The sequence below is a fragment of the Citrobacter sp. wls827 genome (genome assembly GCF_005280875.1).
Taxonomy (GTDB): domain Bacteria; phylum Pseudomonadota; class Gammaproteobacteria; order Enterobacterales; family Enterobacteriaceae; genus Citrobacter; species Citrobacter youngae.
Window position 1 is genome coordinate 432,109 of the sequence record NZ_SZWR01000010.1, and the last position, 13,300, is coordinate 445,408.

At 50.8% G+C, this 13,300-nt stretch carries 10 protein-coding genes; 8 read left to right on the forward strand and 2 right to left on the reverse strand.

The window, feature by feature from the left end; genetic code table 11:
- Nucleotides 1–527 (forward strand): LysR family transcriptional regulator (locus FDX03_RS23070; RefSeq protein ID WP_249356998.1); only part of this gene is annotated, 527 nt, incomplete at its 5' end.
- A gap of 194 nt (nucleotides 528–721) precedes the next feature.
- Complete coding sequence (gene lysP, locus FDX03_RS05355) at nucleotides 722–2,191, forward strand: lysine-specific permease (RefSeq protein WP_048211166.1); 1,470 nt, start codon at nucleotides 722–724, stop codon at nucleotides 2,189–2,191.
- Nucleotides 2,192–2,919: 728 nt separating this feature from the next.
- Here lysP and FDX03_RS05375 read toward each other — a convergent pair.
- Nucleotides 2,920–4,905 carry a ligand-gated channel protein gene (locus FDX03_RS05375; protein WP_048211167.1) on the reverse strand — a complete coding sequence of 662 codons (1,986 nt, stop codon included), beginning with the start codon at nucleotides 4,903–4,905 and terminating at the stop codon, nucleotides 2,920–2,922.
- 278 nt (nucleotides 4,906–5,183) lie between these two features.
- On the reverse strand, nucleotides 5,184–6,020 hold the full coding sequence (fghA, locus tag FDX03_RS05380; RefSeq protein WP_048211168.1) for an S-formylglutathione hydrolase: 837 nt from the start codon (nucleotides 6,018–6,020) through the stop codon (nucleotides 5,184–5,186).
- 321 nt (nucleotides 6,021–6,341) lie between these two features.
- On the opposite strand from fghA, the gene folE reads away from it, so the two are divergent.
- From folE to mglC, 6 genes are all read left to right on the forward strand, one after another.
- Nucleotides 6,342–7,010, forward strand: a complete 669-nt coding sequence (gene folE / locus FDX03_RS05385; RefSeq protein ID WP_003027410.1) for a GTP cyclohydrolase I FolE — start codon at nucleotides 6,342–6,344, stop codon at nucleotides 7,008–7,010.
- Between the two features lie 14 nt (nucleotides 7,011–7,024).
- Entirely contained in the window at nucleotides 7,025–8,182 is a 1,158-nt protein-coding gene (gene yeiB / locus FDX03_RS05390; protein ID WP_061068164.1) for a DUF418 domain-containing protein YeiB, read from the forward strand.
- 143 nt (nucleotides 8,183–8,325) lie between these two features.
- Nucleotides 8,326–9,348: an HTH-type transcriptional regulator GalS gene (galS, locus tag FDX03_RS05395; RefSeq protein WP_061068163.1), complete on the forward strand. Its 1,023-nt coding sequence runs from the start codon at nucleotides 8,326–8,328 to the stop codon at nucleotides 9,346–9,348.
- Between the two features lie 295 nt (nucleotides 9,349–9,643).
- A complete protein-coding gene (gene mglB / locus FDX03_RS05400; protein WP_003027399.1) occupies nucleotides 9,644–10,642 on the forward strand; it encodes a galactose/glucose ABC transporter substrate-binding protein MglB in 999 nt (332 codons plus the stop codon).
- A gap of 71 nt (nucleotides 10,643–10,713) precedes the next feature.
- On the forward strand, nucleotides 10,714–12,234 hold the full coding sequence (gene mglA / locus FDX03_RS05405; protein ID WP_048211171.1) for a galactose/methyl galactoside ABC transporter ATP-binding protein MglA: 1,521 nt from the start codon (nucleotides 10,714–10,716) through the stop codon (nucleotides 12,232–12,234).
- A 15-nt stretch (nucleotides 12,235–12,249) separates the two neighbouring features.
- A complete protein-coding gene (mglC, locus tag FDX03_RS05410) occupies nucleotides 12,250–13,260 on the forward strand; it encodes a galactose/methyl galactoside ABC transporter permease MglC (protein WP_003027393.1) in 1,011 nt (336 codons plus the stop codon).
- Nucleotides 13,261–13,300 lie beyond the last annotated feature (40 nt).

Consider the following 13,300-nt stretch of genomic DNA (forward strand, 5'->3'; position numbering starts at 1 on the left):
CGCTGGAACTCAGCGTGGGCAACAGCCAGGATGTTATCAATGCCGTGCTGGATTTTCGGGTCGATATCGGGCTGATTGAAGGGCCCTGTCACAGTACCGAAATCATCTCTGAACCGTGGCTGGAAGATGAACTGGTGGTATTTGCTGCGCCGTCATCGCCGCTAACCACGGGGCCCGTGACGCTGGAGCAACTTGCGGCTTCGCCCTGGATCCTGCGCGAACGTGGGTCTGGTACTCGCGAGCTGGTGGATTATCTGCTGTTGTCTCATCTACCGAGATTTCAGATGGCAATGGAGTTGGGTAACTCTGAGGCCATTAAGCATGCGGTGCGCCATGGTCTCGGGATCAGCTGCTTGTCGCGTCGGGTTATTGCAGAACAACTGCAGGCAGGAACGTTAAGCGAAGTTCCGGTGCCGTTGCCACGTCTGGTCCGCACGCTTTGGCGCGTCCATCATCGCCAAAAACATCTTTCAAACTCGCTGCTGCGTTTTTTACGTTATAGCGACCAGGTAGAGCAGGTTGAATAAGGCGCTGATGCGTCGTACCTGCAATAAACACCCCATCGTCAACTGAGGGCAATCGTCATACGTTGCCCATTTCTGCTTTACTTATAATCCGCGGCCAGTCATGAAGGTCTCTTATAACAGCGCATTTGTGCCGGAAGAATGCCATTTCGTCTGCTACAATCGCGCCTCATTTTTTGGATGGATAGCATTTTCACATGGTTTCCGAAACTAAAACCACAGAAGCGCCCACGCTACGCCGTGAACTGAAGGCGCGTCACCTGACGATGATCGCCATTGGTGGTTCCATCGGTACGGGTCTTTTCGTTGCATCTGGTGCAACCATTTCTGCGGCGGGTCCTGGCGGCGCGCTGTTTTCTTATATTCTGATTGGCCTGATGGTGTACTTCCTGATGACCAGTCTTGGTGAGCTGGCTGCCTACATGCCGGTTTCCGGTTCGTTCTCTACCTACGGTCAGAACTATGTAGAAGAAGGCTTTGGCTTCGCGCTCGGCTGGAACTACTGGTACAACTGGGCGGTGACTATCGCCGTGGACCTGGTGGCCGCACAATTGGTAATGAGCTGGTGGTTCCCGGATACGCCTGGTTGGATCTGGAGTGCGCTGTTCCTTGGCGTTATCTTCCTGCTGAACTACATCTCGGTACGTGGATTTGGCGAAGCGGAGTATTGGTTCTCACTGATTAAAGTCACCACCGTGATTATCTTCATCGTGGTTGGCGTAATGATGATTATCGGTATCTTCAAAGGTGCTCAACCGGTGGGTTGGAGTAACTGGACGACAGGTGATGCCCCCTTTGCTGGCGGTTTTGCCGCCATGATTGGTGTGGCGATGATCGTCGGCTTCTCTTTCCAGGGGACCGAGTTGATTGGTATCGCCGCGGGCGAATCTGAAGATCCAGAGAAGAACATTCCACGCGCGGTGCGTCAGGTATTCTGGCGAATCCTGCTGTTCTATGTGTTCGCGATTTTGATTATCAGCCTGATTATCCCGTATACCGATCCGAGCCTGCTGCGCAACGATGTAAAAGACATCAGCGTCAGCCCGTTCACGCTGGTATTCCAGCATGCGGGTCTGCTGTCTGCGGCGGCGGTGATGAACGCCGTTATCCTGACGGCGGTGCTGTCGGCGGGTAATTCCGGGATGTATGCATCAACACGTATGCTCTACACCCTGGCATGTGACGGTAAAGCGCCGCGTATTTTCTCTAAACTGTCTCGTGGCGGCGTACCGCGTAACGCGCTGTATGCGACGACTGTCGTGGCAGGTCTGTGCTTCCTGACATCCATGTTTGGTAACCAGACTGTGTACCTGTGGCTGTTGAACACTTCCGGGATGACGGGCTTTATCGCCTGGCTGGGAATTGCAATTAGCCACTATCGTTTCCGCCGTGGTTACGTGTTGCAGGGCCATGATATTAATGATCTGCCGTATCGTTCAGGCTTCTTCCCTCTGGGGCCGATCTTTGCCTTTGTCCTGTGCTTGATAATCACCCTGGGGCAAAACTACGAAGCGTTCCTGAAAGATACCATTGACTGGGGCGGTGTAATGGCAACCTATATTGGTATCCCGCTGTTCCTGATCATCTGGTTTGGCTATAAGCTGACCAAAGGAACCCGTTTCGTTCGTTACAGCGAAATGCACTTTCCGAAACGTGTGAAGAAGTAATCCAGTGCATAATGCTTGCCAGGTAAGCATTATGGAGAACATTTGATTCCGCTATAGGGTTCCGTTCATCTTAGTGGTGTCATTTCTCTGAAGCACAGATATCTGTGAACGTGCAAGGGAGGCTCGCCGCCGCCTCCCTTGCAACCCTGTCTCCCGGCGGGAAAATCGCCGCTGCACGATGTATTCGTCTTATTCCGTCTGCCTGTCGGGTCGGCCCGGCCCGGGCACGCGTCCCTGCAGGCCGTCCCGGTCAACCGTCAACGCCTCATCGATTTTCAGCCGGACCGGGGTCATCGCTTCAACGCTCTGACTTCCAGTTAAATCTGTTTTGCTGTTTAAACAAAAAACGCAGATGGTCAGGTGTGGGCTGGTCCGGCTGATAATTGCCGACGTGTATCCATAAGGCCGGGAGAACCCGCAGGGATGCGGGTTCAGGGTGTGAACGACAGGGATGTTGCATCGCGCCCGGCCCGGTAGCCTGGAGGAATAAGCGGAGGGGATTGCGAAGCAACAATTTTCCTGCCGGGAGCCGGGATTGTTAAGGGTGCGGAGATAGCACCCTTAACACGTTCACGGGTGTTCAGTGTACAGAGAAGCGATGAACATGAGGTGAACGGAACCCTTTCTCTGAGAGAGCATGTTCATTACCCCGCCAACACATGTTGATGCTTTATGTTAACTGAACAGCATTAGGCATGGTGAATGCCGGGGTTTTTATGGTCTAAAATTTAGAAGTTATATGTCAGGCCAACAGTGTAACGACGACCATCAAGCACGGTGTCATAGGTCTCGTAATCAATCTGTTTATCCAGCACGTTATACACGCCAGCAGTAAGCAGTACATCTTTGGTCGCATAGTAACGCATACCGATATCGACCTGGGTATAGGAAGGGGTGCCTTGCGCCATGGAGGTACGGCTCAGGTATTCTGATGTTTTGCCACGCAGATTCAAGCGGCTCCAGAAACCGATATCCTGCGTAGCCTGCCAGTCCAGCGTGGTGTTGAACATATGCTTCGGCATTTTGTTCAACGGCTGGCCCGAGAACTGACCGCTTTTCTGTTCAGATTCAGTGTAGGTATAGTTCGCTGTCCAGTTGATGTCGGAGGTCATCTTCCAACCGAAGGTGGATTCGACGCCGCGCATATTGGCTTTATCAACGTTAACCCGATCGCTGACAAAGTCGTAATGAGTGCTGCCAATAGTACAAGCCGGATCGGCACTGCTGTTACAGCGACGGACTTCGGTAATTTTGTTTTTGAAGTCAGTATTGAACAGCGTGACACCCGCATTGAGGTCGTTGCCGTTATCCCACAGCAAACCGATCTCTTCGCTCAGGCTTTTTTCTGGTTTCAGATCCGGGTTGCCGACAATGATACCGTTCAGACGACCGCCACCGGTCACTTGCCCCCAGCTTGCGGATGACTGGCGCAGATCCGGTGCACGATAGCCCGCAGAAACTCCCCCTTTTAAGGTCCACTGATCGCTCAGGTGCCATACGCCATAGCCGCGCGGCGTCCAGTTGTCACCGTAGTTTTCATCTTTATCCATACGCAGACCGCCGGTCAGCGTGAAAGTATCGGTAACCGCCCATTCGTCTTCGGCAAACAACGCCCAACTCCAGCGGGTCAATTTGTTCAAACCGTCAGCTGCTTGCAGTTGGTTGCCGTTATCGCGCAGTTTTTCATAACGGTATTGCCCGCCAACTGTCAGGGTGTGCGCCCCGAGGAAGACCTGGTTCTGGTTATTGAAGATCGTGTTGTAGGATTTCATCTGACGACCAGGGTTTTTGGTCTCTTCCTGCTGAACATAGCTGGTGCTGTTGAAATCGTCGTAATAACCGCTGTGGGTTAATGAATACGTTGTGTGTTCATAACGGTTGTAGCTTTTGCTGTTTGGCTTACAAACACCGTTACGGCAGTTTTCTGCCGCCATCGATTCGCCCGGTGTGCTGTTGCGATCCTGTAGTTCATGCGCGACATCGAAGTCGATGTCATTTTTATCATCCGGGGTGAAGTTAAGGGTGAGTCCGCCGTTGCGCAGGCGTTGTTCATTGTAACCATTGACTATCTTATCTTCTCCGCGATGGGAGAACAGCCCGGTCACTTTTGCGCCGAGTAGCCCGTCGATCAGTGGTCCGGACGCGTATGCATTTGTCTGGTAAAGGTCTCCGGAGTCCCGATCTTCCTGGAGGGTGGCATCACCATGCAGGGAGCCGGTCCAGGCTTTAGTATTCGAGACTTTTTTGGTGATCACGTTAATCACGCCGCCCATAGCGTCAGAGCCGTACAGAGACGACATCGGGCCGCGGATCACCTCGATACGCTCGATGGATTCCAGTGGCGGTAGCCAGCCTTGCTCAATACCCGCGTTGTCGCTGTTCGGGCGGGTACCGCGTGTACTGATACGTTTACCGTTAACCAGGAAGAGCGTGTATTGCGAGGCCATACCGCGGATGCTGATATCACTGCTGCTACCGCCGCCAGTCACAACAACACCAGGGACGTCTTTCAGTGCATCGGTCACATCGCGATACGCTTTATCTTCGATCTGCTGCTTGGTAATAACCGAAATGGAGGCGGGGGCATCCTGAATTTTTTGCTCAAACCCGGTGGCGGTGACGACCACGGTATCCTGGTCGGCGGCATAGACGAGTGATGGGAGACTCGCGACGCATACTGCGGCGGCTACAGCCTTAACGTGAGGTATAGTCATTTGTATCATTCCATTTAAATGAATCTAACTGCGTGTCATGTGAAAGGCCATGACAATTGTATGTATTTGTCTTTTAAGGACTCTTTTCAGTAAAGAAGCGGGGGGATTGTACAAAAGTATGAATTTTTGTAAACACAAATGATAATAGAAATCATTTGTGTTTGATGTATTTAGCATGGAAAATCTTTTTAATTCAGTAGGATAGTGGTGAAATAAAAAAGGAGAAAAAGTGAAGGAATGATGGAGAAATGAAGAGGGCTGACGCCCTCACTCAGGCGTTACTTCAGCAAATATTGGGCGTGGAAACGCAGATGATCTTCAATAAATGATGCAATGAAGTAGTAGCTATGATCGTAACCCGGCTGAATGCGTAATGTCATCGGCCATGCGGTTTGACGGGCCGTTTCGGCCAGCACTGCGGGTTGCAGTTGATCGGCAAGAAACTGATCGCTATCCCCCTGATCAATAAGCGTTGGGATCGCATCTGCGGGTTTACTGGCCAGCATCAGCGCACAGCTGTCCCATTCCGCCCACCGTGATTTATCCTCACCCAGGTAGGCGCTAAAGGCTTTCTCACCCCACGGTACGCGACATGGATTGACGATGGGGGCGAAGGCAGAAACGCTGGTGTATTTGCCAGGGTTTTTCAGTGCCATGATCAGTGCACCATGTCCCCCCATAGAGTGCCCGCTGATGGCGCAGCGATCGCTGACGTTAAACTGTGACTGAATGAGTGCCGGCAACTCGTCACGCATATAGTCATACATGCGAAAATGTGAGGCCCACGGTTGTTGCGTGGCATTGAGATAAAATCCAGCACCCTGGCCTAAATCGTAGCCTTCATCATTGGCGACCTGTTCGCCACGCGGGCTGGTATCAGGCATCACCAGAACGATGCCCAGTTCAGCCGCAATACGTTGTGCTCCGGCTTTAGTGGTGAAGTTTTCATCATTGCAGGTCAAACCTGACAGCCAGTACAGCACCGGAGGTGGGGTGTTATCCCGGGGGGGGGGAAGAAAAATACTGAAGGTCATGGTGCAATTTAGCGTGGTGGAGTCATGACGCCAGCGTTGTTGCCAGCCTTCAAAACAGCGGTGCTCTTCAAGCATTTCCATGCGTGGCTCCTTGTTGTGTTGAACCTGAATGTGTTTGCGAACTCACCATAATACAGATTATTCATTGCACTGTGAGTAACTTTCACTTCCGCATTGAGCAAACATACTTCATCATCTATATAACTTTACATTAACACTCGAATTCACCCGGTTGAACGACATATGAAATCTGTGTGCTAAAAGGCAGCACCAATTTCAATAATTATCGCGGTGAATACTGGATTATGTGCGCCGCCTCACGCACAATGTTCTGGCTGTGACACAGCCTAAAAACTTTGCCCCACGCAGGGCAGAGGCGCCCCACCTGCAGGAGAAAAAGAAATGTCATCACTCAGTAAAGAAGCGGCACTGGTTCATGAAGCGCTGGTCGCGCGTGGTCTTGAAACACCATTACGCCCGCCCGTGCAAGAGATGGATAATGAAACGCGCAAACGTCTTATCTCCGGTCATATGACCGAGATTATGCAATTGCTCAATCTTGATTTGAGCGATGACAGTCTGATGGAAACGCCACATCGCATCGCTAAAATGTATGTCGATGAGATTTTCTCCGGCCTCGATTACGCCAACTTCCCAAAAATCACCGTCATTGAAAATAAGATGAAGGTTGATGAGATGGTCACGGTTCGCGATATCACGCTGACCAGCACCTGCGAACATCACTTCGTAACGATTGATGGCAAAGCGACGGTGGCCTATATCCCGAAAGATTCGGTCATCGGTCTGTCGAAGATTAACCGCATTGTGCAGTTCTTCGCTCAGCGCCCGCAGGTCCAGGAACGCCTGACTCAGCAAATTCTCACCGCGCTGCAAACGTTGCTCGGGACGAATAATGTGGCGGTTTCAATTGATGCTGTGCATTACTGCGTGAAAGCGCGTGGTATTCGTGATGCGACCAGCGCTACCACCACTACCTCGCTTGGCGGATTGTTTAAGTCCAGCCAGAATACGCGTCAGGAATTCCTGCGCGCCGTGCGTCACCACAACTGATCAGGGCAGGGGCCATGGAGCGTAATGTCACGCTGGATTTTATTCGTGGCGTCGCCATCCTCGGCATCCTGCTTCTCAATATTAGCGCCTTTGGTCTGCCAAAGGCGGCCTATCTGAATCCTGCCTGGTACGGCAACATTACCCCGTCAGATGCCTGGACCTGGGCCGTGCTTGATCTCTTCGCGCAGGTGAAATTCCTCACGTTATTTGCGCTGCTGTTTGGCGCGGGTCTGCAGATGCTGCTACCGCGAGGCAAACGTTGGATCCAGTCACGACTCACTTTGCTGGTTCTGCTGGGGTTTATTCACGGTTTGCTGTTCTGGGATGGCGATATCCTGCTGGCGTATGGCCTGATTGGGCTGATTTGCTGGCGGTTGGTTCGCGATGCCCCTTCCGTCAAAAGTCTGTTTAATACCGGCGTGTTGCTCTATCTGGCGGGCGTTGGTGTGCTGTTGCTGCTGGGATTTATCTCCGGAAGTGAGACCAGTCGGGCCTGGACACCGGATGCTTCTGCGTTGCTGTATGAGAAATACTGGAAGGTGAACGGCGGTATGGAAGCGGTCAGCAATCGCGTAGATATGATGTCCAATAGCTTGCTGGCGTTGGGTGCGCAGTACGGCTGGCAACTGGCGGGGATGATGCTGCTGGGCGCGGCATTGATGCGCAGCGGTTGGCTGAAAGGGCAGTACAGTTTGCAGCACTATCGACGTACCGGCGCGTTATTGGTCATTATTGGGATGGCGATTAACCTGCCTGCTATCGTTGCGCAGTGGCATCTGGACTGGGCCTACCGCTGGTGTGCTTTCCTGTTACAAGCCCCGCGAGAGCTGGGCGCGCCGTTGCAGACCATTGGTTACGCTGCGCTGATGTTCGGTTTCTGGCCGCAGCTTAGCCGTTTAAAATGGGTCATTGCCATAGCCTGCGTTGGGCGCATGGCGCTAACCAACTATTTGTTACAAACCTTAATTTGCACCACGCTGTTTTATCAATTCGGCTTATTTATGAAATTCGACCGGCTGGAGTTGCTGTATTTCGTCATTCCGGTCTGGGCCGTTAACCTGCTTTTCTCCGTCATTTGGTTGCATTTTTACCGGCAAGGCCCGGTAGAATGGCTATGGCGTCAATTGACCCTGCGTGCGTCAGGGACATCATTACCGCGAACATCCAGATAACGATCTGGGTCACATTCATTAACAAAATGGATGTAAGCGCTTTCATTCCTGTGACATCACTCACGCAGTCCGTTTCGTTGTGCTGACAAAATACCCAGCCTGGGGTGTCTGCGGGTAACCGCATCTTAAACAGGGTAGTGAATATGGTAACCATCCGTGATGTGGCACGACAGTCTGGCGTTTCTGTCGCGACTGTTTCCCGCGTACTGAACAACAGCGCGCTGGTGAGTCCCGATACGCGTGAAGCGGTAATGAAGGCGGTCACTCAGCTCGGCTATCGACCGAATGCCAACGCGCAAGCGCTGGCGACGCAGGTGAGCGACACGATTGGCGTTGTGGTGATGGATGTTTCAGACGCATTTTTTGGCGCGCTGGTAAAAGCCGTGGATATGGTTGCTCAACAGCATCAGAAGTACGTCCTGATTGGCAACAGCTACCATGAGGCTGAAAAAGAACGTCATGCCATTGAGGTACTGATTCGTCAGCGTTGTAACGCACTGATTGTTCACTCGAAAGCGTTGAGCGATCGCGAGCTGGCCGGGTTCATGGATCAGATCCCTGGCATGGTGCTGATCAACCGCATTGTGCCGGGCTATGCGCATCGTTGCGTCTGTCTGGATAATATTAGCGGGGCTAAAATGGCAACCCGTATGTTGCTGAATAATGGGCATCAACGTATTGGTTACCTGGCATCAAGTCACCGCATTGAGGACGATGCAATGCGTAAAGAAGGGTGGCTAAGTGCCCTGAAAGAACAGGGGGTTACCCCGGCAGACAGTTGGATAGGTACCGGTTCACCGGATATGCAGGGCGGAGAGTCCGCAATGGTGGAACTACTGGGACGTAACCTGCAACTGACGGCAGTCTTCGCTTACAACGACAATATGGCCGCTGGCGCGCTAACGGCCCTAAAAGACAACGGCATCGCCATTCCATTACATCTATCTATCATTGGTTTCGACGATATTCCTATCGCACGTTACACTGACCCGCAGCTGACAACGGTGCGCTATCCCATTGCTTCTATGGCAAAAATGGCCACTGAGCTTGCGCTACAAGGCGCGGCGGGAACGCTGGATCCTGACGCAACACATTGCTTTATGCCGACGCTGGTGCGACGTCATTCTGTGGCTTTGCGGCAGAATGCGGCACCGATCACTAACTGATAATGTCGGGCTATGTAACCGCTTTCAATATGTGAGTAAATTCACAGTATCTTAACAATGCGATAGCTATGATGACACTGTTTGCTGCGCTGTAACTACTATGTAACGGTGAATAATCACTTTCATCGAGGTATAGGCGTCTTAAACAACAATTAAAGCCTGTTTTTGGAGCGTTGCCAGACACGGAAGAAATATTTTTAAAAGTGAGCTTCGGCGTTCAGTAACACTTCAGTAACGTTCTGCCTGCCGAGCATTTATCTCAAGCACTACCCTGCATAATAAAACCGGAGATACCATGAATAAGAAGGTGTTGACCCTGTCTGCTGTAATGGCAAGCATGTTATTCGGCGCGGCTGCGCACGCTGCTGATACCCGCATTGGTGTGACTATCTATAAATATGACGATAACTTTATGTCCGTGGTACGTAAGGCTATTGAAAAAGATGCCAAAGCGGCGCCGGATGTACAGTTGCTGATGAATGACTCGCAAAACGATCAGTCCAAACAGAACGATCAGATTGATGTGTTGTTGGCAAAAGGCGTTAAAGCACTGGCTATCAACCTGGTTGACCCGGCAGCAGCAGGAACGGTCATTGAAAAAGCACGCGGTCAGAACGTACCGATTGTGTTCTTCAACAAAGAGCCTTCCCGTAAAGCGCTGGACAGCTATGACAAAGCCTATTATGTCGGTACCGACTCTAAAGAGTCCGGGATTATTCAGGGTGACTTGATTGCCAAGCACTGGGCCGCTAACCCGAACTGGGATCTGAACAAAGATGGCAAAATTCAGTTTGTTCTGCTGAAAGGCGAACCGGGACACCCGGATGCCGAAGCTCGTACCACTTACGTGATTAAAGAGCTAAACGATAAAGGCATTAAAACTGAACAACTGCAGTTAGATACTGCAATGTGGGATACCGCTCAGGCGAAAGATAAGATGGATGCGTGGATGTCCGGTCCTAACGCAAACAAAATCGAAGTGGTTATCGCCAACAACGATGCGATGGCAATGGGCGCAGTTGAAGCGCTGAAAGCACACAACAAAACCAGCGTCCCGGTATTTGGCGTCGATGCGCTGCCTGAAGCCCTGGCTCTGGTGAAATCTGGCGCTATGGCCGGTACCGTGCTGAACGATGCAAACAACCAGGCGAAAGCCACCTTTGATCTGGCGAAAAACCTGGCTGATGGCAAAGGCGCGGCAGACGGCACCAACTGGAAAATTGAGAACAAAATTGTTCGCGTTCCATATGTAGGTGTCGATAAAGATAATCTGGCCGAGTTCACCAACAAATAAATACTCCGTCTGTGGGCGCAATTTCATTGCGCCCTTAATTGCGCACTCTGCAAGGCCAACAAGGTATAATTATGGTCAGCACTAATACTCAGTCGTCAGGCGAATACTTGTTGGAAATGAGCGGCATCAACAAGTCCTTTCCCGGCGTTAAGGCTCTTGATAATGTCAATTTAAAAGTCCGCCCACATTCTATTCATGCTCTGATGGGCGAGAATGGCGCTGGAAAGTCAACATTATTAAAATGTCTTTTTGGGATCTATCAAAAAGATTCCGGTAGTATTTTATTTCAGGGTAAAGAAATCGATTTTCATTCTGCTAAAGAAGCACTTGAGAATGGTATTTCAATGGTACATCAGGAATTAAACCTGGTATTACAACGTTCTGTAATGGATAACATGTGGCTGGGGCGCTATCCCACCAAAGGTATGTTTGTCGATCAGGAAAAAATGTATCGCGATACCAAAGCGATTTTCGATGAACTGGATATTGACATCGATCCGCGTGCGCGCGTTGGAACATTATCTGTTTCGCAAATGCAGATGATTGAAATTGCGAAAGCATTTTCGTATGACGCCAAAATCGTCATTATGGATGAACCGACCTCATCGTTAACCGAGAAAGAGGTTAATCATCTGTTTACCATCATCCGTAAGCTGAAAGAGCGTGGGTGCGGGATTGTGTATATTTCTCACAAAATGGAAGAAATATTTCAACTGTGTGATGAAATTACCGTGCTGCGTGATGGTCAATGGATTGCGACCCAGCCGCTGGAAGGGCTGGACATGGATAAGATCATCGCCATGATGGTCGGACGCTCACTGAACCAACGTTTCCCGGATAAAGAGAACAAGCCGGGAGAAGTGATTCTGGAAGTGCGTAACCTGACTTCTCTGCGTCAGCCGTCGATTCGTGATATCTCTTTTGATCTCCATAAAGGGGAAATTCTCGGCATTGCCGGCCTGGTTGGCGCGAAACGCACCGATATTGTTGAAACGTTGTTTGGCATTCGTGAGAAATCATCGGGCACGATTACGCTCCACGGCAAAAAAATCAATAACCACAGCGCGAATGAAGCGATTAACCATGGTTTTGCGCTGGTCACCGAAGAGCGTCGCTCAACCGGTATTTATGCCTATCTGGACATTGGTTTTAACTCGTTAATCTCCAATATCCAGAACTATAAAAATAAAGTCGGCCTGCTGGATAATTCCCGCATGAAGAGCGATACCCAGTGGGTAATTGACTCGATGAGGGTAAAAACGCCAGGGCATCGTACGCAAATAGGTTCGCTTTCTGGTGGTAATCAGCAAAAGGTGGTCATTGGCCGTTGGTTGTTAACGCAGCCTGAAATCCTGATGCTGGATGAACCTACACGCGGTATCGATGTCGGCGCGAAATTTGAGATTTATCAGTTGATTGCTGAACTGGCGAAAAAAGGAAAGGGGATCATTATTATTTCCTCTGAAATGCCGGAGTTGTTAGGTATTACCGATCGTATTCTGGTGATGAGCAATGGCCTCGTCGCTGGAATTGTTGAAACCAAAACCACAACGCAAAACGAAATCCTCCGTCTTGCGTCTTTGCACCTTTAAGATTAGGGGCTCCTCATGAGTGCGTTAAATAAGAAAAGTTTTCTTACTTATCTGAAAGAAGGCGGAATTTACGTTGTTCTTTTGGTTTTGCTGGCGATTATTATTTTCCAGGATCCCACTTTCTTAAGTTTACTGAACCTGAGTAATATTCTGACGCAATCTTCGGTGCGTATTATTATCGCATTGGGCGTAGCCGGGCTGATTGTTACCCAGGGGACCGACCTGTCTGCAGGGCGTCAGGTCGGGCTGGCGGCGGTTGTGGCGGCAACCCTGCTGCAGTCGATGGAGAACGCCAACAAGGTGTTCCCGGAAATGGCGACGATGCCAATCATCGTGGTGGTGCTGATTGTCTGCGTGATTGGCGCCATTATCGGTCTGGTGAACGGTATCATCATTGCTTATCTGAACGTGACGCCGTTTATTACCACCCTGGGTACGATGATTATCGTTTACGGGATCAACTCCCTGTACTACGACTTCGTCGGCGCATCGCCAATTTCTGGCTTTGACAGCGGGTTCTCAACCTTTGCGCAGGGCTTTATTGCGCTGGGCAGTTTCCGACTCTCCTACATTACTTTCTATGCCTTGATTGCCGTGGCCTTTGTATGGGTGCTGTGGAACAAGACCCGTTTTGGTAAAAATATTTTCGCTATCGGCGGTAACCCTGAAGCGGCGAAAGTGTCCGGGGTAAACGTCGCGCTGAACCTGCTGATCATCTATGCGTTGTCTGGCGTGTTCTATGCTTTTGGTGGTTTGCTCGAAGCTGGGCGTATTGGCTCGGCGACCAACAACCTCGGCTTTATGTATGAGCTGGATGCGATTGCCGCGTGCGTGGTTGGCGGCGTGTCGTTTAGCGGCGGGGTAGGAACCGTGTTTGGCGTGGTGACCGGTGTGATTATCTTCACCGTCATCAACTACGGTCTGACCTACATCGGCGTGAACCCTTACTGGCAGTATATTATCAAGGGCGGCATCATCATCTTCGCGGTCGCGCTGGATTCACTGAAATACGCGCGTAAGAAGTAATCGTACAATGTAAAAAGCCCGGTGCAGCGCAATCTGCACC